At 62.8% G+C, this 21,003-nt stretch carries 21 protein-coding genes; 9 read left to right on the top strand and 12 right to left on the bottom strand.

Features of this window, described 5'->3' with window-relative positions:
* Positions 1-91: 91 nt before the first annotated feature.
* The 4 genes from LPA34_RS11825 to LPA34_RS11810 all read right to left on the bottom strand — a co-directional run bounded on the left by LPA34_RS11825 (position 92) and on the right by LPA34_RS11810 (position 4,336).
* A complete protein-coding gene (locus LPA34_RS11825) occupies positions 92-679 on the bottom strand; it encodes a PqiC family protein (RefSeq protein WP_228978250.1) in 588 nt (195 codons plus the stop codon).
* Positions 676-2,220: a PqiB family protein gene (locus tag LPA34_RS11820; protein WP_228978248.1), complete on the bottom strand. Its 1,545-nt coding sequence runs from the start codon at positions 2,218-2,220 to the stop codon at positions 676-678. The genes LPA34_RS11825 and LPA34_RS11820 overlap by 4 nt, the downstream gene beginning before the upstream one ends.
* A gap of 76 nt (positions 2,221-2,296) precedes the next feature.
* On the bottom strand, positions 2,297-3,568 hold the full coding sequence (locus LPA34_RS11815) for a paraquat-inducible protein A (RefSeq protein WP_228978246.1): 1,272 nt from the start codon (positions 3,566-3,568) through the stop codon (positions 2,297-2,299).
* A gap of 105 nt (positions 3,569-3,673) precedes the next feature.
* Entirely contained in the window at positions 3,674-4,336 is a 663-nt protein-coding gene (locus LPA34_RS11810; protein WP_228978244.1) for a DUF3313 domain-containing protein, read from the bottom strand.
* A gap of 308 nt (positions 4,337-4,644) precedes the next feature.
* Here LPA34_RS11810 and LPA34_RS11805 point away from each other — a divergent pair, with 308 nt between their 5' ends.
* Positions 4,645-5,241, top strand: a complete 597-nt coding sequence (locus LPA34_RS11805) for a TetR/AcrR family transcriptional regulator (RefSeq protein ID WP_228978237.1) — start codon at positions 4,645-4,647, stop codon at positions 5,239-5,241.
* Positions 5,242-5,464: 223 nt separating this feature from the next.
* On the opposite strand, the gene msrA is transcribed toward LPA34_RS11805, so the two are convergent.
* A complete protein-coding gene (gene msrA / locus LPA34_RS11800) occupies positions 5,465-6,205 on the bottom strand; it encodes a peptide-methionine (S)-S-oxide reductase MsrA (protein ID WP_228978236.1) in 741 nt (246 codons plus the stop codon).
* A gap of 112 nt (positions 6,206-6,317) precedes the next feature.
* On the bottom strand, positions 6,318-6,830 hold the full coding sequence (msrB, locus tag LPA34_RS11795; RefSeq protein WP_228978234.1) for a peptide-methionine (R)-S-oxide reductase MsrB: 513 nt from the start codon (positions 6,828-6,830) through the stop codon (positions 6,318-6,320).
* A gap of 343 nt (positions 6,831-7,173) precedes the next feature.
* Between msrB and LPA34_RS11790 the strand changes: the two genes are divergently transcribed.
* Positions 7,174-7,782, top strand: coding sequence for a cytochrome b (locus tag LPA34_RS11790; RefSeq protein ID WP_228978232.1), 609 nt, complete (start codon positions 7,174-7,176; stop codon positions 7,780-7,782).
* Between the two features lie 35 nt (positions 7,783-7,817).
* Entirely contained in the window at positions 7,818-9,320 is a 1,503-nt protein-coding gene (locus LPA34_RS11785; protein ID WP_228978485.1) for a glycosyltransferase family 2 protein, read from the top strand.
* A 53-nt stretch (positions 9,321-9,373) separates the two neighbouring features.
* Here the strand turns inward: LPA34_RS11785 and LPA34_RS11780 are convergent, their stop codons facing one another.
* Positions 9,374-9,667: a hypothetical protein gene (locus LPA34_RS11780; RefSeq protein ID WP_228978231.1), complete on the bottom strand. Its 294-nt coding sequence runs from the start codon at positions 9,665-9,667 to the stop codon at positions 9,374-9,376.
* A 136-nt stretch (positions 9,668-9,803) separates the two neighbouring features.
* Positions 9,804-10,547, bottom strand: a complete 744-nt coding sequence (locus tag LPA34_RS11775; RefSeq protein ID WP_228978228.1) for a ribonuclease activity regulator RraA — start codon at positions 10,545-10,547, stop codon at positions 9,804-9,806.
* Between the two features lie 198 nt (positions 10,548-10,745).
* On the opposite strand from LPA34_RS11775, the gene LPA34_RS11770 reads away from it, so the two are divergent.
* Positions 10,746-11,153, top strand: a complete 408-nt coding sequence (locus LPA34_RS11770; RefSeq protein ID WP_228978226.1) for a DUF302 domain-containing protein — start codon at positions 10,746-10,748, stop codon at positions 11,151-11,153.
* 6 nt (positions 11,154-11,159) lie between these two features.
* On the opposite strand, the gene atpE is transcribed toward LPA34_RS11770, so the two are convergent.
* Both atpE and LPA34_RS11760 read right to left on the bottom strand, forming a co-directional pair.
* Positions 11,160-11,399 (bottom strand): F0F1 ATP synthase subunit C, encoded by a 240-nt coding sequence (gene atpE / locus LPA34_RS11765; protein ID WP_228875659.1) that lies wholly within the window; start codon positions 11,397-11,399, stop codon positions 11,160-11,162.
* Between the two features lie 105 nt (positions 11,400-11,504).
* Complete coding sequence (locus LPA34_RS11760; protein WP_228978222.1) at positions 11,505-12,233, bottom strand: pentapeptide repeat-containing protein; 729 nt, start codon at positions 12,231-12,233, stop codon at positions 11,505-11,507.
* A 222-nt stretch (positions 12,234-12,455) separates the two neighbouring features.
* Between LPA34_RS11760 and LPA34_RS11755 the strand changes: the two genes are divergently transcribed.
* The 5 genes from LPA34_RS11755 (at position 12,456) to LPA34_RS11730 (ending at position 19,009) form a co-directional block, all read left to right on the top strand.
* Positions 12,456-13,166, top strand: coding sequence for a glutathione binding-like protein (locus tag LPA34_RS11755; RefSeq protein ID WP_228978484.1), 711 nt, complete (start codon positions 12,456-12,458; stop codon positions 13,164-13,166).
* Positions 13,167-13,877: 711 nt separating this feature from the next.
* On the top strand, positions 13,878-15,473 hold the full coding sequence (locus LPA34_RS11745; protein ID WP_228978220.1) for an MFS transporter: 1,596 nt from the start codon (positions 13,878-13,880) through the stop codon (positions 15,471-15,473).
* 69 nt (positions 15,474-15,542) lie between these two features.
* On the top strand, positions 15,543-16,349 hold the full coding sequence (locus LPA34_RS11740; RefSeq protein ID WP_228978218.1) for a hypothetical protein: 807 nt from the start codon (positions 15,543-15,545) through the stop codon (positions 16,347-16,349).
* A complete protein-coding gene (locus LPA34_RS11735; protein ID WP_228978216.1) occupies positions 16,346-17,539 on the top strand; it encodes an amidohydrolase family protein in 1,194 nt (397 codons plus the stop codon). The genes LPA34_RS11740 and LPA34_RS11735 overlap by 4 nt, the downstream gene beginning before the upstream one ends.
* Before the next feature lie 126 nt (positions 17,540-17,665).
* On the top strand, positions 17,666-19,009 hold the full coding sequence (locus LPA34_RS11730; RefSeq protein ID WP_228978214.1) for a metallophosphoesterase family protein: 1,344 nt from the start codon (positions 17,666-17,668) through the stop codon (positions 19,007-19,009).
* Positions 19,010-19,035: 26 nt separating this feature from the next.
* Here LPA34_RS11730 and LPA34_RS11725 read toward each other — a convergent pair whose 3' ends face one another.
* Entirely contained in the window at positions 19,036-19,512 is a 477-nt protein-coding gene (locus tag LPA34_RS11725) for a (2Fe-2S)-binding protein (RefSeq protein WP_228978212.1), read from the bottom strand.
* A partial coding sequence (locus LPA34_RS11720) for a xanthine dehydrogenase family protein molybdopterin-binding subunit (protein ID WP_228978210.1) occupies positions 19,494-21,003 on the bottom strand: 1,510 nt, incomplete at its 5' end. The genes LPA34_RS11725 and LPA34_RS11720, both read right to left, overlap by 19 nt.

Here is a 21,003-nt window from a genome sequence, read left to right as displayed (position 1 = left end):
GACCGCGTGCAAACGCCGTTTGTCGCGCTTCAGCCTGTTCGCCGTTCGCTTCGCCAGTGCAATTGCTGTCAGGCCCGGCGACTCTTCGCTTTCACTGCCGCATCGCCGAATGCGTCGCTGCAACGATATCGCTTGCCACCGAAGCGAGGGCTCGACTATATGCGCTAGCGAGGGCGTCGTAGCCAGGACCGGTAGCCGTCCCGGTTACAACAGAGCGCCCGCTCATTTTTTCTCCCTGCTTCGGCGGACGCACGGACCAGATCACACGTAGCATCACTGTGCCGTCCATTGATGAATCGAAGTTTTGCACGTCGACCGATACGCGGTATGCGTTTTCGCCCACACGCTGCGGATAAGTGGATACGATGGCTCCCGGAATTAACTGTGCAAGATCCGCAGCAAGTACGCGTGCGATCTGACTCTTCAGGGGCTCCGCCCAACGAGCAAATTCGTCGATCGACACACGGTTCGCGCTCAGCCTCGAGACTATTTGCGGTCGATCGATCAGTTCGGGAACCGAAACCGGATCGATCGCGATGATCACGCGATCTACCGCTTTCGACGGTTCGGCAACCTGAGCCGGGCTCAACGTGTAGAACTTCGACTCCGGCGATGTTGCGCACCCCGCGAGAAGACCCAGCGCGATTATCGTGAAAGATAACGACGTCAACCTGTTCATGGCTTGTCCTCGACCTTGCCACGGAGAAGCGCCTCTGGATGCCGGTCGAGATACTCCGCAAGCGAGTGGATCGAGACGGCAGCCCGTGACAGTTCCTGCATTGTTTCCGCGGCGTTTTGCTGCAACGGCGAGTCGCTTTGCAACGTGCGATTCGCCGACGTGAGTGCCTCACGAGCCGCGCTTAGTGTTGCTTTTGCCTCAGGCGCAATATCTGTATTGAGCTTGTTTAGCAACGTGTCGGCGTCATTGAGCGTTTTACGCAGGTCCGTGCTGATTCCCTCGAATGGAATGCTGTTCAGTCTGGCGACGAGGCTTGTAATGGAGTCCTGCAAGCCCTGCAGATTGCCTGGCACCGTTGGGAGTTGCGGCGTCTTTTTTCTCCAGTTCATGGTCGCCTTAGGCGCGGCGGGGAAGAAGTCGAACGCGATATACAGTTGTCCGGTAAGAATACTCGCCGTCCTCAACTGCGCCCGCAGCCCTTTCGCGACCAGGTAGTCAGCGAACGTTTTTCGTTCCGACTGCGTACCCTCGACGTTGCCGTGCCAGTCGTCGCGCGATATCAGGCGCTCAGGAAAAATGCTTACCTCGACAGGGATGCTGAATTCCTTCCTGACCGGATCGAACTGCGAACGGATCGCCGAGACTTCACCGATAACTATTCCGCGAAAGTCGATGGGGGCGCCAACCGTCAGGCCACGCACAGATTCGTTAAAGGTCAGCACATATTTGTCGACGATCGCGTCATGCCGTTTCATGGCGTCGGCCCGGTCGAGAAAAAGCGCGTACCGGTGTTGCGCGTCTGCTTCATTTTTGTCCGTTGTATCTGGCGGGTTCTCGAATGCGAGGCCACCGACCAGGATCGATACGAGCGATTCGGTGTTGATCTTCACGCCGGTTGTATCCAGAGTCACATCGACGCCGCTCGCGTGCCAGAAGCGCGTGTCATTCGTCACATACTTGTCGTAAGGAGCATTGATAAAGACGTGCAGGGTCATTCCGGTGCCATCGGCGTCAAGTGCGTAAGAGACGATCTGACCCACCTGAAGGCGCCGGAAGAATACTGGCGAGCCGATATCCAGTGAGCCGATGGTGTCGCTCTTCAGCACGAACTCCCGTCCTGGCGCCCCCGATGCGAGGACCGGCGGCGACTCGAGACCGGCGAAGTCGCGTCGCGCCGTGTGCGATGTGCCGATGTCCATGCCGATGTGAGCACCAGATATCAGTGTGCTGATGCCCGACACGGTGCCGCCTGTAATCCGTGGCCGCACCACCCAGAAGCGCGTGTTGTCGACGAGCATGCGTGAGGCACTGCGGGACATTTCGGCGGTGGCAAGCACGGTCTTGTGATCGTCGGAAAGTGTCAGGCTCCTGATTACGCCAATATCCACATTCTTGAACTTGATCTTCGTCTTGCCGGCCTCGATACCTTCACCGGTAGCAAAGCTGATCGTGATGGTCGGACCTCTTTGCAGGACCGACTGTGCTGCCAGCCAGCCGGCTAGCAGCACGGCGACTAGCGGGACTAACCAGACAAGCTGCATGCGCCACTTCGATGGCGTGACAGAAACCGCGACGGGAAAATCGGGTGCGGTGAGATCATCGTTCTGCTCAGGTAACTTATTCACCGCCCGGCTCCACGGCGTCCCATATGAGTCGCGGATCGAATGACAACGTGGCGAACATGGTCAGCACGACGACCGCACCGAATGCAAGCGCCCCAGGGCCCGCATCGATCGTTGCAATCGAGCCGAATTGCACAAACGCGACCAGAATCGTGATGACGTAGATATCGAGCATCGACCAGCGGCCGATGAACTCCACAATCCGGTAGATACGTGTTCGCCCACATGGGATGAGAGGGGAGTTCAGCTGGGTACTCCAGGCTAGAAAAGCCAGTGACAGGATTTTGAGCATCGGCACTACGATGCTCGCGATGAAGACAATGACTGCAAGCGTCCACGATCCAGCGTTCCAGAGATAGACGACGCCGCTCAGTATCGTGTCGGCTTGAACGCCGAACAGGGTACTGGTGACCATGACCGGGAGAAGTACGGCCGGGATATAGAGAACCATGGCCGCGAAAAGGAAGGCCCAGGTGCGTGTGAGGCTGGCGGATTTTCGCAGATGCAGGGATGCACTACAACGTGGGCACTTCCTGGTTCGAACATCAGCGGGGAGCGGGCTGCCGAGCATGCCGCAGTCGTGACAGGCGAATAGACCGGCGCGTGCGGCGGTAGTCCCGGTGGTAATGGTCTTGATGGCGTGCGGCATGACGCCGTTGCCTCGTGCAGACTCGATACGTGCCCATATTTCACGCGGATTGAACTCGGCGGCCGCGGCCGCGAGCAACACCATCACCGCTCCAAACGCCCATGTCGCGATGCCGGGGACAACGGTTGCGAAATGCTGAAGTTTGACGAGCGCAACCAGCATGGCAAGAACAAGCACCTCGATCATTCCCCATGGCGCGACATGTCGCAGCAGACGAAGACCGGACTCGGGCCGTCGGGGAATATGTCCAAGATGCAACGGCAAGAGTAGATAGATCACAACCGCTATGTTCAGCGAAGGCATCAATAGCGTGGTCACGAGGACCAATCCTGCAATGGGCCACATACCGTTCACGTACAGATGTGAAGCTGCTCCGAAAAGCGTGGCTTCAACGAGCGTGCCGTTGACCCAGAGCCCGAAGACCGGAAAGCAGTTGGCAACCACGAACAGGATCGCGGCGGCCAGCGTGAATGCCAGCGCCCGATCGAACGTCGCGGGCGAATTTTTATAGAGCGCGGCATCGCAGCGTCGGCATTTCGCGGTACCGCCCTGCGGCAGTAGCGTCTCCCACTGGAGAAACTCGCATTCGCGACAGGCAATCAACTTCATTTCATTCATTTTCGGCATCCGGTTTCTGGCGCACGATCCCGACGCCCCATGCCTTTTGACCTGCGGCTCCGGCTTGCCGGCAGGGGGCGCGCAACGCGTCGGACTCCAGTCAGGTCAATGAAGCTGTGCTACTAGCGCATCAGCTCCCTTGTCGAGACCCGTCTTTGCAGCACTCAATGAACCGAAGGCTGCCGGCAGATTCATGGCATTCGGATACTGCTTCGAAACGTATGCCTTTAGCAGCTGGCCGCTCGCGCTGTCATAGACTTCCACCGCGTAGGAAACCGATCCGCTGAATGCGCCCTGCCCTCCGCGGATCGACTGCACTCCGTTATAGAGATTGCCCGCAAGGTCGAAATGCATGACCTGTCCGACAAGCAATGTCGTGCTTTCGGCGCCCGTAAGCGTCAGCTTGACCCGCAAGGTGTTCGGGCCGGCCTGCTTCGCAATGTCGAACCGCTTCGCCAGCCTGTCCGAAAACGTCTTCGCCATGTAATCGGCAAGCGCGGTCCTGTCGGCGGCCTTCATGTCGCCGAACTGGTTGTCATGACCCTGATACACGACCACCGGGTCCAGCACGATCTGCGTGTATCGCGCCAAGACCACAGGAGCCGTGTATTTGTAGGGCACCTTGCCCGCATCGTCATCCCGGTTCTGCTTCAACTGCGACGAAGAAGAGATGCCCGTGTATGCAACGGGTTGCACACCCGCGCATGCCGTGAGAGCCAGTACCACCGTGCCGGCGAAAAGAAGCGGGACGAGTTTGTTCGTGAACATTGCGTGTTCCTTGAAGGGCAAATTGACTGCCAGGTGGTGAGTGCCGGACGGCGTTCAGTTCAGGCGAGAACCGATAAGGCCGAACAGTAGCATCACCATGGCCGGATGTAAACCGTCCAGACGGTTTGTTTATTTGACAATCAGCGCGGTACAATCCGGTCCTTCAGAGGCGAACGCTTTTCACGCTGGCAGCTGGCGAGGCCGCGTGCCGAACCGGTTCACTTCAACGAATTACCCGCACAACACCATAACGTCGCGGCAGCCATCAGGGCTGCACCACAATCGTCGCGACGTCATCAATATCGATAATGGACAACCAGACCCGTTCGGAGATTTCCCGCAGAAAGGCCATTGAGGCTGCTCTCGTCATTCTGACCCGGGACGGTGTCGGTGGGCTCACGTTTGATTCGCTGGCGCGCGAAAGCGGCATCAGCAAAGGTGGACTGCTGCATCAGTTCCGCACCAGGCACGGCGTGTTGTGCGCGTTGCTGGAATATCAGCAACAGCAGTTCGAGCAGATTGCGCGCGACTATATGGCAAAGGAAGGCGCATCGAAGGCCGAACCGAACCTGGCGGCCCAGATTGCGATTTATCGGGAGTCCATCAACCAGCCGCATTCCGTGGCGCGGGCGGTGCTCGCCGCACTGGTCGAAAATCCCACTCTGCTCGACGATATGAAGACGTCCGATGCAGCGAAAATGAAAGCGTTGCAGGATGAAGCGACCGACCTCGATCTATCGCTGTTGCGATACTTCGCTGCCAGCGGTCTGGCATTTCACTCTCTGCTAGGACTGTCACCTTTGAGCAACGCTGCGCGGAACAGGCTGTTCGAGCGTCTCCTCGACGAAGATAGCTGGCAAGCCCGGAAGCCGCAGCCGAAAGCGCGCAGGAAGCCCGCGCGCTGAGTGTCGACCGCATCGGCACATGTCGATGTGGCGCTTGAGCCTGCCTGAAACGACACGGGCGGCCTGCCCGGCCGCCCGCCCTGCTCACGACGTCACTAACATCCCCGGCCCACGCAGGTTATCCCCACATTTTGTTCACAAGGCTGTGGACAACCTGCGCACACCTCGCTCAAGTCCCTGACACGCAACGACTATCTGCCTGCGGCGAGACCGCAGGCAGCGCTCATTTCGAAGCCGTCGTCACAAGCACCGGCTTGTCGCGATAGAGCGTCGGGAAAAGCCGCTTGAGGTTCGCGACCTTCGGCAGGTCGTTGATGGCGATATACATCGAGTCCGGGTGCAGCGTCAGATAGTTCTGGTGATAGCCCTCGGCCGGATAAAACGCCTTCAGCGAATCGGTCTTCGTCACGATCGGCGCGGGGAACGCGTGCGACTTGTTGAGCTGCGCGATGTAGCTCTGCGCGACCTGCTTCTGCATGTCGTTTGCCGGAAAGATCGCCGACCGGTATTGCGTGCCGACGTCCGGGCCCTGCCGGTTCAGCTCGGTCGGATCGTGCGCCACCGAAAAGTAGATCTGCAGCAGCCGGCCATACGTGATCTGCGACGGGTCGTACGTGATCTGCACGGATTCCGCATGGCCTGTCTGCCCGGTGCTGACCGTTTCATATTCGGCCGTATCGCGCGCGCCGCCCGAGTAGCCGGAGACGACGTTCGTCACGCCGCGCACATGCTGGAACACGCCCTGCACGCCCCAGAAGCAGCCGCCCGCGAGCACCGCCGTCTCCGTATGCGCGGCCGTTGGCGGTTCGTCCATGGCCGGCGGTGCGATCACGACAGCGGCTTCCGCCGACATCGCCGTGCGCTGCGTGACGACAAGCGCGCCGCCAGCGAGGCCAAGCGCCACCACGACGGCCAGCGCGCGCGTGCGCGTCGACCGTCTGAAAGTTTGAGTCAGGAACTTCATGATCCACGTCCTCGTTCAGCGCGCCGTTTCGCGTCATGCCCGGCCGGCGCAGGACCGTTGCTGCCTTACGTGCGGATAACCGCGCCGGGACACGGCCGTCGCGGCACAGGCGTCATACGGCCTTGGGCGTAAACGTCATCGCAAGGCCGTTCATGCAATAGCGCAGACCGGTGGGCGGCGGGCCGTCATCGAAGACGTGTCCGAGGTGCCCGCCGCAGCGCCGGCAGTGCACCTCGTTGCGCGCCATGCCGAACGACGTGTCGGTCTGCGTCGCGACGGCGCCATCCAGCGGCTTCCAGAAGCTCGGCCAGCCGGTGTGGCTCTCGAATTTCGTCTTCGATGAAAACAGGTCCAGCCGGCACCCGGCGCACGCGAAGATGCCCGCGCGGTGCTCGCTGTTAAGCGGGCTGCTGTACGGGCGCTCGGTGCCTTCCTCGCGCAGCACGTTGTATTGCGCGTCAGTCAGAATCTTGTGCCACTCGGCGTTCGAATGGCTGACTTCGAACGACGTGCCGGCCGCCTGCGCCTGCGCGGGCGCGGCGCCGAACAGGCGCCACGCGGCCGTGCCGCCTGCGAGCGTGGTCGCCCCGAATACCTTCAGGAAAATCCGTTTCGAGCGTTTCATGATATTCATCCGCGTAATGTCTCCGGCCCCGGTGTCAGGGCCGCCACGGCGCCTGACGCTGGCCGGAATCCGCACGTTTGCCTGCGGGGCCCGCCAAACGTTTTTGCGCGTTCGTGAACGTAAGTCGCGCGACGCGCCGATAAATGACAGTACGCCTGCACTGTTTACACATCCAGTACCAGGTTATTCCGTGAAATATCCGGAAATGTTCGAAAGGGGGCATCCGGAATAAAGTACGCGCGAGCGGCGTTTGACTTGAGACCATGACAGGGTCGCGAGCGGGATACACTAGCGCCCCATTTCTAACAGCTTTCATCGCCTCATCCTTCTAAAGACGCCACCGATGAATACACAAGCCAACCCGTCGCGCGCCGAGCGGGCCGCCGCGACGACGCCTTCGCAGTACTCCCGCACCGCGATGCTGCTGCACTGGATCATCGCGGTGCTCATTCTCGTCAACGTTGCGCTCGGGTTGAGCGCGGAATCGCTTCCGGACGACTGGGTGCGCCCCGTCATCGATACGCACAAGTCGATCGGCATTACGGTGCTGGGCCTCGTGCTGTTGCGCATCCTGTGGCGCGCGTCGCACCGGCCGCCGCCGCTGCCGCGCAGTTTTCCGGACTGGGAGCGCGGTGCGGCGCACGTCGCGCACTTTCTGCTCTACCTGCTGATGATCGGTCTGCCGCTCTCGGGATGGATGCACGACTCCGCGTGGAAAGGCGCGGCAACGCATCCGATGCGTCTCTTCGGCATCGTGCCGTGGCCGCGCATCGGATTCATCATGAACATCGATCCGGCCGTGAAGGAACATCTGCATCTGCACGACAGATTCGGCACGCTGCATACGTGGCTTGGCTACGCGCTGTATGCGCTCCTCGCGATGCATATCGGCGGTGCACTCAAGCACGAATGGATCGACCGCAAATCAGTACTGAAACGGATGCTGCCGTGACCCAGGATGTCGACCTTCCCGTCGAGAACGCGCCGGTGAATTCCGCCGACGCGGCGCGAAGCGCGAAAGCTTCGCTCGAAAGCGCGCTCGCGCTCGCCTCGCCGCGCATCCTGCCGCGTCCGGCGACGATGCTGGGCATGGCGATTCATTGCAGCGTCGTCGCCCTGTGGCTGGTGCTGTTCGCGCGGGCGTTCTTCCTGCACGGCGTCGTCGCGTGGTCGACGGGCATCGCGTACGTGATCTACGACACCTTGCTGCTCGCGTTCGTCACGCTGAAAACGCTGCCCCTGATCCGCCCGGTGCAACCGCCAGCCGCGCCGGCACGCGCGGCTAACCTGGCTAACCTGGCTAACCCGACGATGCCGGACATGGGCGTCATCGTCGCGTCGCATAACGAGGCGGCCGTGCTGCCCGTAACGCTCGCCGCGCTGCTGCAGCAGACGCACGGGCCGGCGCAGATCGTCATCGCCGACGACGGTTCGACCGACGGCACACACGATCTCCTCACACGTCGCTTTGGTCTGATCTCGCCCGCCGAAGGCGAGCTGAGCGCGCCGAGCACGCTGTATCCGAACCTCTACTGGCTGCGCGTGCCGCACGGCGGCAAGGCGCGCGCGCTGAACGCGGCCATTACCGTCATGACGACCGGGACGGTGATGACCGTCGACGCCGACACGCTGCTCGCCGCCGACGCCACCTTCGCGATGCGCGCCGCGTTTGCCGGGAACCCCGATCTGGTCGCCGCCGCGGGCATTCTCGTGCCGGTCTGCAGCAAGACCGTGGCGGGGCGGCTCTTTCAGTTTTTCCAGACGTACGAGTACATGCGCAATTTCATCGCGCGCTTTGCCTGGATGCGCGCGGACAGCCTGCTGCTGATTTCAGGCGCGTTTGCCTCGTTCCGGCGCGACGCGCTGCTCGCCGTCGGCGGCTTCGATCCGCAGTGTCTGGTCGAGGATTACGAGCTGATTCACCGCCTGCGCCGTTACGCGGTCGATCACGGTTTGCACTGGGACGTAAGCGTGATCGGCAACGCGCACGCACGCACCGATGCGCCCGGCACGCTGGCGGGTTTTCTTCGCCAGCGGCGTCGCTGGTTCGCGGGCTTCCTGCAGACGCAGTACTGGAATCGCGACATGACGGGCAATCCGCGCTACGGCACGCTCGGCATGCTGATGCTGCCCGTCAAGGCAATCGATACGATGCAGCCGGTCTACGGGCTCACCGCATTCGTGCTGCTGCTCGGCTTCGTGTTCGGCGGACATGGCGCAATCGTCATTTCGATCTTTGGCGTGATTGGCCTGAAAACCGCCATCGATCTCATGTTCTACCTGTGGTGCGTGCATCTGTACCGTCGCTGGACGGGCGACCGTTCGGGCTCCAGCATCGGAATGGCAATGGTGGCCGCGATCGCCGAACCGTTCACGTTCCAGTTGATTCGCCATGCGGGCGCGGTGCTGGGCTGGCTGCATTTCCTGCGCGGCGGACGCTCGTGGGGCAAGCAGCGCCGTTCAGGTCTCGTCGCACCGGACGAGCATTGATGTGCTGCGCCTGACAGTTGCGGCTGGCAGGCGCGCGAGCGAGCGAGCGCTTTTTAGTGTTTCTGATGCGCCTCGCCGCCGATGCCGGGGAAAAACGCGTTCCATGCCGCGCGGACGCCTTCGGCCGCCGTGACTTCGGCGTCGATGGTTTCTGTTTCGTCTGACTGGGCGGGATCGGAAACAAGGCCACGCCAGTGTGTAAAAACGAGCATCGGTTTCTCGGTCCACTCGCCTTCGCTGAACTTCGCGAAGGCCGTGTCTCCGTTAACGAGCTGCACCTCGTACCAGCCGTCGCGGACAGGCGCGTGCTGGTCTGACGGGAACCACGCAGTTGATTCGATTTCCATATTGACCTCATTGATCCACGGAGTGTGAGATCAGGAAGAGGCATTCTTCGTGCCTGATTTCAAGGTCGAAATCCCATCCGGCACGCTGCGGCGCATCAAACGGTTTCGGGTTCGGGCAGATGAAATCCGGCGCCGGTCACCGCGGGCTGCTATGCGATTTGCGCCACTGCTGGTAAGCGGCCAGCGTTTCTTCGTTCGGCGGATAGGTGCCGCGCAGCGGCGCGCCCGCCTCGATGCGCTCCGTGATGAACGCTTCCATCAGTTCCTGCTCGCCCGCCGCGTGTGCGATCTCTTCGGCGAGATGGCGCGGGACGATCACGACGCCATCGGCATCGCCGACGACGATATCGCCCGGATACACCGCCACGCCGCCGCAGCCGATCGGCACGTTGACGTCGATAGCGTGATGCTTCGCCAGATTCAGCGGCGCGCTTGCGCCCGCGCAGAAGAGCGGCAGACCGAGCGCGGCGATCGTCGCGCTGTCGCGGATCGGACCGTCCGACACGATGCCCGCGACGCCGCGCATTTTGAGGCGCGTCGCGAGAATCGAGCCAACCGATGCGACACTGCGCTCGCCCCGGCAGTCCTGCACGAACACGCTGCCAGGCGGCGCGGTCTCGATGGCCTTGCGCTGCGGATGATCAGGGTCCTGAAAAATGCCGACGTGATCGATATCCTCGCGCGCCGGGATATTTCGCAGCGTAAAGGCCGGGCCGACGAGATTCGGCGCACCGGCCGCGGGCTTCACGAGCGGCACGATGCCCTGGATGAACACGTTGCGCAGGCCGTGCTTGAAGAGTTGCGTCGTGAGCGTGGCGGTGCTGACATGGCGCAGTTGTTCGAGCGCTGCTTCGCTGACGGGGTGTTCGGTCGAAGTCATCGGATGGGTTCCGTGGTGAGATTCAGACGGGTTCGCGACATGACATGCCGGCGCGTTTTGCCGGCCGATGTTATCGCTACGACCATGCCCACACCCTCCAGGGATTACGCGTACACGCACGCTGTCCACCATCGCGAAGCGCAGTATGCTGGCGGCAGCCGCGCTGCGCTTCCTGCAGCGAGCCAATCGCAAAGGATCATGACCATGCCTGCCTTCACCGCGCCGCCCGCCGTCGTCACATTGCAAAGCCGTTTCGATTTCGACCGCACCGTGAACCTTGTCACCGAGGCACTGACTTCACGCGGCATGACGATTTTCGCCGACATCGATCAGGCCGCCGCCGCGGAAAAATCTGGAACGACGCTGCGTCCGACGCGGCTGATTCTCTTCGGCAATCCCAGGGGCGGAACGCCGGTCATGCAGGCCAATCCGCACGCCGCGCTGGAATTGCCGCTGAAGATCGCGATCTGGCAGGACCCGCAGGAACCGGTATGCGTCGATTATCTTGATCCCGGCGCGTTGCTGAGCGAGCGATACGGCATCGATGCCGCGCTTACCGGCGCATTCCGGCAGGTCGCGCAGCTATTGGCACAGACGTTCCAGTAAGGCCGGTCAGTGAAACGGGTTGGCGAATGAATACATCATCGCGATGCCGGCGCCGATCAGGAAGTTCGCGTCGATCAGTCCGGCCAGCAGGAACATCCGCGTTTGCAGCTCGGTCATCATCTGCGGCTGACGGCCGGATGTTTCGATGAAGCGGCCGCCCATGATGCCGATACCGATACACGCGCCGATCGCGCCGAGTCCGATGATGAGGCCGCATGCGAGCGCGACGAACGAGACGTTGGTCATCTGCTTTCTCCGGTGGGTTGCATGGCTCGACTACGACCCGATTCTCGCCAGTCCCGCGCGGACGTTCAATTACCTCACAGGTAAGCAGATCGTTGCACCGTTCGCTTACGCGACCCGCAGTCCAAGCTCCTCCATCAGCAACGCGGCCTGTGCGTGCGAAATCGTCGCGCCACGAAACTGCGCGGCATCCGTGAGGCGCAGGCCGCCGAGGTCGGCGTCCCGCAGATCCGCGCCGGCGAAGCGCGCGTTCTTCAACAGCGCGTTGCGCAGACTGCCGCCGTTGAACACGGCATCGCGAAAGTCAGCGCCGCCGAGATCGGCATCGGAAAAATCGAGCTGATCGAGCGCCGCCTTTCTGAACGACACGCCGCGCAGGTCCGCGCCGATCAGCAGACACTCGCTGAACTGCAATCCGAGCGTCGATGCATGTTCGAAAGTGGCGCCCGTCAGCTTGCTCTCGCTGAACGATACCGACGCGAGTTTCGCGCGCCGCCAGCTGGTGTTGTTGAGATCGCAGGAGCGAAACGTCGCATCGTGAAGATCGGCGGCGCCGAAATCGGCCTGCCGCCCGCGGCAGCTGCGCCAGCGCGTGCCGTTGAGCTGCGCGCCGAAGAACGACGCCTCCACCAGTGTGCAGCGCGTGAAATGGCATCCGCTCAGGTCGAGTCGCGAAAGATCGGCCATGTCGAACGCGCAGTCTTCGAATGAGGGCGGTGTCGTGGCGCCGGCAAGCAGCGCTTCGAGCGATTCGCGCGTGAAGGTTGTCGATGCAACGGGTTGGCTGGTGTGACCGACGCGGCCAGGAGCAGCGTCCGGAAAGAGTTCGTGGTTCATGTGAGGTCGGAGTGTGCCGCGCACGATGCGCCGCGCGGCATGGGTAAGGCACATGAGCCATTTTAACTTCAGCACCCTGGCCGCCATCCCGGGCAGGAAATCATGGAAGTGTTTATATTTATCGTCCTGTCCGACGAATACCGCCGCATACCGCCGAATACCGCCAGATATGCATTGAATGGCGCGGCGTCACCGCTCACCACCCCGAATCAGGAACTCGAGATGACCGATCTTTCCGCCTTTCCGATTACAACGAAGTGGCCCGCGCAACATCCTGAGCGTATCCAGCTCTATTCGCTGCCGACACCGAACGGCGTGAAAATTTCCATCATGCTCGAAGAAACGGGCCTCGCTTACGAGCCGCATCTCGTCAGCTTCGAGACGAACGACCAGATGTCGTCCGCGTTTCTTTCGCTGAACCCGAACAACAAGATCCCGGCGATCATCGACCCCAACGGGCCGGACAGCAAGCCGCTGGCGCTGTTCGAATCCGGCGCGATCCTGATCTATCTCGCCGACAAGTCCGGCCGGTTCATGCCGCGGGACGCCGCCGGCCGTTACGAAACGATCCAGTGGGTCATGTTCCAGATGGGCGGCATCGGGCCGATGTTTGGACAGGTCGGCTTCTTCCACAAGTTCGCGGGCAGGGAGTATGAAGACAAACGTCCGCGCGACCGCTATGTCGCCGAATCGAAGCGTCTGCTGGGCGTGCTGAACGGACGTCTCGCCACACGCCAGTGGATCATGGGCGACGATTACACGATCGCCGATATCGCGACGTTCCCGTGGGTACGCAACCTGGTCGGCTTCTACGAAGCGGGCGACCTGGTCGCGATCCATGACTTCCCGCACGTCACACGCGCACTGCAGGCGTTCATCGCGCGCCCGGCCGTCGGGAAAGGGTTGACGATACCCGCTCGCACGCCTGCCTGAAGAAGTGTTGCAGCGGAGGATTCCCCCGCGCTGCGCCGCCATGCGCGTGGACAAAAAAATGGCCGCTGGAAACCAGCGGCCATTTACCCCCATGCATGCGGATTTGAATCCGCTGCGTTTTCTTTTGTTTTTGTTTTTGTTTTTGTTCTTCTTCTGGTTGCTTCTTCGTTTCCCCGAACTACCTTTCCCCGAACTTTCGTTTTCCCCGACTTACCGGTCCCACTCGCTTCCAACCTCGTGCTTATCTTTACTGCTTAGTCACACTTGGTTACGTTTGGTTACAGTCTAGTCGTTCCGGTTTGACACGCTATTGTCGTTTTCTCTCTCAGGGTTTTCCCTTAATCAAGAGGCAGTTCTTCTGGCTTTTGACACTGCGTGCAGCGGCCACACTGAGGATGGCTGCGCCCTCCCGGCCGGCACTCAGCTTGATGATGGCGCCGGCGCCTGGAAACCCGGCTCCTGATACAAGTCCCTGCGACACGCAGCTCATCTGGTCCTGCGAAGGCCACTTTGTAACGACACATGTACAAACGGCGCCGGGCGCGAGGCCATGCCTGCGCTTGCCCGTGCGTCCCGTCGAAAGGATCACCGGATCAATCAAATGGCTTGCTGCTTTCAATTCGCGGTGCGACATTCATGGAGCCCGGCATCCGCAGGCATGCTGGCTGCCCATCCGCGCGTCACCCTTCCCGACATTCCGTGGAACACGTCATGACTCCCGGCATCGCTGCCTTTGATCCAGACAGGCAACTGCTGCCCTTTCGCGAATCGCTCATGGCCATGCTTGGCGTGGCCTTCGTCGCGATGCTCGTGGCGCTCGACCAGACCATCGTCAGCACCGCGTTGCCGCGCATCGTCGCGGACCTCAAGGGCTTCGATCTCTACGCGTGGGTCGCGACGTCGTACATGCTGGCGTCCGTGATCACGATTCCGATTTTCGGGCGGCTCGGCGACCTGTTCGGACGAAAGCCGTTTCTTGTCGCGGCGGTTCTTGTATTCACGATCGCGTCGATCCTGTGCGGCGTCGCGACGAACATGCTGTTTCTGGTGGTCGCGCGCGGGCTGCAAGGCATCGGCGGCGGCATTCTGATCGGCACGATGTTCGCCACCGTTGCCGATCTCTTTCCCGATGCAAAGCTCCGACTGCGCTGGCTGGTGTTCGTTTCGACCGCATTCGGCGTCGCCAACATCGTCGGGCCGACGCTAGGCGGCATGCTCACCCAATACGGCGGCTGGCGGCTGGTGTTTTTCGTCAACGTGCCGATCGGCGTCGTCTCGCTGCTGTTTGTGCTGCGCTTTCTGCCGCACATCCGCCACGCGCGTCAAAGCGGACCGGTGCGTCTCGACTGGCTCGGCGCAGTCGTGCTCGCGATTACGTTCGGCGCGCTGCAACTGCTGATCGAACTGTTTCCCCGTCAAGGTGTAACACGCGCGACGATGGCACTCGGCGCGGTCACCATCGGCTGCGCCATCACGCTCTGGTTCTGGGAAAAACGCATGGGCAACCCGATCGTGCCGATCGACATGCTGCTCGACCGCAAGCTCGCCGCGCTCTTCGCGATGGCGGTGCTTGGCGGCTTCGCGCTGTTTTCGCTCGTGTTTTACGTGCCGTTGCTGTTTCAGGGCGGCTATGCAATGTCGCCGCACGATTCCGGCATGCTGATCACGCCGCTCCTGCTCGGCACGACTGTCGGCAGCGTGCTGAACAATCGCATTGTCACGCGCGTGCGGCGCGCGAACGCGATCATGTATGTGGGTTTTGCGTTATTCGCGCTGGCGTGTCTCGTGCTCGTCGCGCTAAACGGCATGGAGCCGCACATCGTGTGGATGTCGTGCATGGGCGTGAGCGGCCTGGGTCTGGGGCTCGTCGCCGCGAACCTGACGATCTTTTCGCAGCAGATCGTCGAGCGCGATCATATCGGCGCGGCCACCGCGCTGCTGCAATCGCTACGCACGTTCGGCGGCATGCTCGGCACGGTGATGACCGGCGCACTGCTCGGGCATCTGTACACGATGGGCGTGCACCGCTCGCTGGATGCGTATCAGGCGACGCAATGGTTCAAATCGTTCGCCAGCCCCGAACTGCTCGTGGATCGCGACGAACAGGCCGCGCTGATCAACCGTCTGATCAGCGCGGGGCATTCCGGCAATGCGATGATGAATTCCGCGCGCGATGCGCTGGTCTCATCGATACATGTCGGGCTCGCGCTCGCGACCCTCGCCGCGCTGATCGGCCTGTGTCTCGCGTGGTTCGTGCCGCCCGTGCATGTGGGCCACGAGGCGCCGGCCGTGCGCAAGCCCGGATAGGCGACCGGCGTGCGTGTGCGCATGCACGTCGCGGCGAAGCTATTTTCGAAAACCAGACAGGGAGTATGAATGACCGGACATGAAATCCTCCATCCGTTAAGGCCTTTTCTGAAGAATTACGTCTGGGAGCATGGACACGTCGGCACACGTTTTCTCGACTGCACCGACGGCGGCGTGAAATTCGACGAAGGCAAGAAGTCCCGCTTTGCCGCGGAAAAGTATCGGTATGTGCCCCTCGGCAAGGATGTCGAAGACGACCCCACCGTGGAAGGTCCGGCGATCCATGAAGCCGGCCTCGCCCGCTTTCTGCGCGCCGCGCAGATGGGCAAGCCCGAGGAGGCCGGTTCAGCCGCGGAAGTGCAGCGCGCCGTGCACGACTGCGTGGAGCTCGGCGTATTCAGCGCCTACCAGCGCGAAGCGCACGCCGCCCACGCACGCTATTCCGAAGAAGCGATGTTCGACGACGAAATCCGCGCGGCGGTGGTCGGCGATATCCGCAGGATGTACGCACCGATGCGCGGGCAGCTCGCGCTTTATGACTTCACCGTGCTTTACGGGCTGCCCTCGCCGCTCATGTGCAGCGACGCGCCGTTCATCGACTGGCGCGTGCGGATCGTGCCCGCGCTGCCGTTCGTGTCATTGCCGCTCGGGCCGTACGCGCTGCTCGTCGGCGGCTCTTCGGGACGAACGAGCAAGGCGGCGCCCGTGGTGTGGAAAGCCGCAAGCGCGCTTGGGCCGCTCAAGGACCATAACCGGCATCAGGTGGAACGCGCGCACCGCTGGATCGTCGCGACCAGCGACGACCAGCTCGTCGCCGTGCAGCCGCGCTTCGCGCCGCCTGCCGCAACCCCTGACGCAGCGGCGGGGCCGGCATGAGCGACACGCTGATGATCACCAACGTGCGTCTCGCGGATGGCCGGCACGTCGACATTTCGATTGCCGGCTCGCGCATCGCGGCGATCGGTCCCGACCTGAAGCGCGAACCCGGCGTGACGGAAGAAAACGGCGAAGGTGCGCTCGTGCTGCCGGGTTTCGTCGAAGGTCATACGCATCTCGACAAGACCATGTGGGGCATGCCGTGGTATCGCAACGAGGTCGGCCCGAAGCTCACCGACCGCATCGAGAACGAGCGACGCTGGCGCGCGACGAGCGGGCATGACGCAGGCGTGCAGTCGCTCGCGCTCGCGCGCGCGTTTCTGCATGCGGGCACCACGCGGCTTCGCACGCACGTCGACGTCGACACGGATGCCGGCCTGCGCCATCTCGAAGGCGTGCTCGCCACGCGCGAAACGCTCAAGGGCGTGATGGACCTGCAGGTTGTCGCCTTCCCGCAGTCGGGTCTGCTCAGGCGCGACGGTACCGCCGCGCTGCTCGATCGCGCGCTCGCCGAAGGCGCCGACGTGCTCGGTGCGCTCGACCCCGCTTCGATCGACGGCGATCCGGTCGCTTCGCTCGATACGACGTTCGATATCGCGTCGCGACATCAGAAGCCCGTCGATATCCATCTGCACGAGCCCGGCGAAACCGGCGGGCGCACGATGACGCTGCTGCTCGATCGTGTCGAAGCGCTCGGCATGCAGGGGCGCGTCGTGATCAGCCATGCGTTCTGTCTCGGCGATCTGCCGGAGCGCGCGCGTGATGCGCTGCTTGAGCGCCTCGCCCGTCTGCGGGTCGCGCTTTTGACGACGGCGCCGCCTTCCGTGCCAGTTCCGCCGCTCAAGGCATGTATGGCGGCCGGCGTCACGATCTTCGCGGGCAACGACGGCATCCGCGATACGTGGACGCCGTATGGTTCGCCCGACATGCTCGAACGCGCGATGCTCGTCGGCATGCGCTACGACCTGCGCCGCGACGACGATCTCGAACTCGCCTTCGACACCGTCAGCGGCGCCGCGGCGCGAGGCTGCGGCTTCGCGGATCACGGTCTTTCGGTGGGCACGCGCGCCGACCTCGTATTGCTTGACGCGGAGACGGTCGCCCATGCGCTCGCCGCGCGACCGGTGAGGAGGCGCGTCATCTCTCACGGACGGATCGTCGCCCGAAACGGCGAGGGCGTCGCGCGGTAACGGCCAGTTTCAGCGCTCACGTCTTCTCACACCAGCCGCGTTGAAAAAACTCACACCACATTCGTTACACCAATACGGAAGGCGGCTGAAGTCCGCGCATTGCGCGCGAGCCGCAAGGAAATCCTCATGACCATGCCGCAGAGCTTTCGCAATCCGTTTGTTTCGCTCTACCAGTCTGTCGTGGATCAGGTCGCGCGCGCGGCCTGCGATCTGACGACCAGCCTTGCGTCGCGACCTGGTCTCGAAAACGGCCTCGTGCATGCGGCGGAACAGGTGGCGGCACTCAAGGCAAAAGGCGCGGCGGCGTTACCCGACGCGCCGCCCGACGGCATCGCACAGGACTTGTGGAAGTGCGCGAAGCTGGGTTTCGCCCTCATGGAAGCGCGGGCGCACGGCGATACGGCCGCGGCGGAGAGCATCGAAGACGTCATGCGCTACAACGTCTGCGACCCGCGCTGGGCAGGCACGATTTCCAGTTACGTGCAGTACTTCGGACCTGACGGCAGCCGCGCCAAAATCCCCTACATCCGGCCCGCGACAGTCGGCCCTGTCACCGTGCCGCTCAAGGCCGGCGCGAAAGTCGCGCTGATCGCCGACTGGGGAACCGGCACCGACATCGCCGTGAATCTGCTGAAGGAAGTGGCGCTGCAGAATCCGGATGTCGTGATTCATCTCGGCGATATCTACTACTCCGGCACGGCGCATGAGTGCGACGTGAACTTCAGGCGAATCATCGATGCGGTGCTCGAGCGCGACACAAAAGACCTGCCGGTATACACGCTCTCAGGCAACCACGACATGTATTCAGGCGGTGCCGGTTATTACAGCCTGATTGCCTCGCTGAACGATCGCCCGTGGTTGCAGCCGGCCAGCTACTTCTGTCTGCGTAACGACGACTGGCAGTTCATCGCGATGGATACCGGCCTGCACGACTACATCCCGGTCATCGGCGAGGACGTGCTGACGTTCATCGAGCCCGAGGAAGAAGCCTGGATCATCGATCGTCTCAGCGAATTCGACGGCAAGACGATCCTGATGTCGCACCACCCGCTCTTTTCGGCGTTTTCGCAGATCGGCCCGCGCGGCGCCGACGGCACGTTCACCGCATACAACCCGAAGCTCGTCGCGAGCTATCAGCGCTTCGCGAAAGCCGCGAAGCAGCCGGTTGCCGCGTGGTTCTGGGGCCACGAGCACAATCTGTCCGTCTACGATCCGTTTCAGGGGCTGCAACGTGGGCGCTGCATCGGCCACGGCGCGGTGCCGGTGTTCGTCGACGATGACACAGCACCGTTCGCGCCGATGCCCGGCATCGCCAGGCCGCCCAAAGTGGCGGACGTGCAACTGGGTGTCGAAGGCCGCACGTACATGCACGGCTTCACGATTGTCCGGCTCGGGACGGGCGGCGCCGCGAGCGCCGAATACTACGAGGACAACAACGGCACCCAGCCGATGTTTACCGAAAACCTCTAGCTGGCACGGTCGCGCAAGCGGGTCATTCAGAAAAAATGCAGCGTCTTCGCTGCCTGCTGGATGGCCTTGCGGATACGCGGATACGTACCGCAGCGGCAGATGACGCCGCACAGCGCCGCATCGATTTCACCATCCAGTTCCGCCGGTTTGACTGGCCGCTTCACGTTCCTGAGCAACGCGCAGGCCGCCATGAACTGCGCGCTCTGACAGTAGCCGCACTGCGCGACATCGACGTCGAGCCACGCGGCCCTGAGCGCATTCGCATCGGCGCCCTGCACGCCTTCGATCGTCGTGATCTTCTCGCCGTGCAATTCGCTGAGTTTCGTCTGGCAGGCAAGGCTTGCCTTGTCGTTCAGATGAACCGTGCAGCCGCCGCAGACGCCGACGCCGCAGCCGAACTTCGTGCCGGTCAGATGCAGCTCGCACCGCAGCACCCAGAGAAGCGGCGTCTCGGGGTCGGAGGCGACGGTCACCGTCTTTCTGTTCACGTTGAGGGAGGACATGTTTTCGTCGTCGCAGTGTTGGCGGGGTTGAGCGGACAGGGCGTTTTCAGGCGCACGCCGACGGGGTCGAGCGGCAGCGAATAGCGGCGCTCGCCGGTAAGCGCGAAGAGCGCGTTCGCGACGGCCGGCGCAACCGGCGGCACGCCCGGCTCGCCGACGCCTTGTGGATGCCCGTCGCCCGGCATGATGTGAACCTCGATCGCGGGGCAGTTCGACATGCGCACGACCGGGAAATCGAGGAAATTCGTCTGCATCACCTGCCCTTCGCAGAGCGTGATCTCGTTCTGCAATGCGCTGGAAAGACCAAAGATGATTCCACCTTCCATCTGCTGCGCGATCAGGTTCGGATTGACTGCCGTGCCGCAGTCGATGACACAGACAACCCGATGCACGCGCACGCCTTTGTCCGGATCGAGCGAGACTTCGGCGACCTGCGCGACGATGCTGCCAAACGCCTGATGCATCGCGATGCCGCGCGCGCAGCGCACGCCTTTAGGGCCGACAACCGGCTTGCCCCAGCCCGCCAGTGCAGCCGTGGTGCGCAGCACGGCCAGATGCTTCGGATGCTGCGTCAGGAGGCTCGCGCGAAACTCGACCGGGTCCTTGCCCGCGAGCGCCGCGACCTCGTCCATGAAGCACTCGGTGAAAAACGCCTGATGCGAATGGCCGACCGAGCGCCAGAAACCCACCGGCACCGGCAACTCGACGAACGCGTGCGCCACGCGCGCGTTCGGCCATTCGTAGGGCTGGTCGAACGCGCCTTCGGATGTCGTCTTGTCATACGGAAGATGCAGGTCCGGGAGGCCGAACGTGCGCGTGAGCACCTGTGGCACGATCGCCTGGCCCGCCGACGTGTTGCGCCATGCCACCAGCTTGCCGTCGGCATCGAGCCCGGCCTCGAACCGCGACAGGCACGCCGGCCGGTAGAAATCGTGCTGGGTGTCCTGCGTGCGCGACCAGAGCGTCTGCACCGGCCGGCCGCCCGCCTCCTTCGCGATGGCCGCGGCCTGCGTGATGAAGTCGATTTCGAGGCGCCGGCCGAACGCGCCGCCCAGCAGCGGGACCTGCATGTCGACCTTGTCTTCGTCGATGCCCAGCACTTTAGCGACGTGCCGGCGCGCGAGCGTCGGCATCTGCGTGGCGGCCCAGACGGTCGCCGTGCCGTCCTTGAACTGCACCGTGCAGTTGACCGGCTCGACCGGTGCATGCGCGAGATACGGCGCGCGATATTCCGCCTTGATCGTGCGGTGCGCCGTTTGCAGCGCGGCATCGACGTCGCCCACGGTATAGAACGCGTGGCCGCTGTCCTTGTCGAGTGTCTCGACAAGGCGCGCGTCGATGTCCGCGCTCGACAGTTTCGCGGCGGCGCCCGCGTTCCATACCGGCTGGAGATCCGCTGCGGCGGTCAGCGCGCCGTATGCGTCGCGCGCGATCACCGCGACGCCGCCCGTGGGCCCCGGGTCGGGCGGCCGGCCCCCCGCGCGGCGGGCA

Source organism: Paraburkholderia gardini (assembly GCF_907164575.1).
GTDB lineage: Bacteria > Pseudomonadota > Gammaproteobacteria > Burkholderiales > Burkholderiaceae > Paraburkholderia > Paraburkholderia gardini.
Note: the sequence above shows the minus strand (reverse complement) of the source record. Positions and strands in the feature narration are given on the sequence as shown.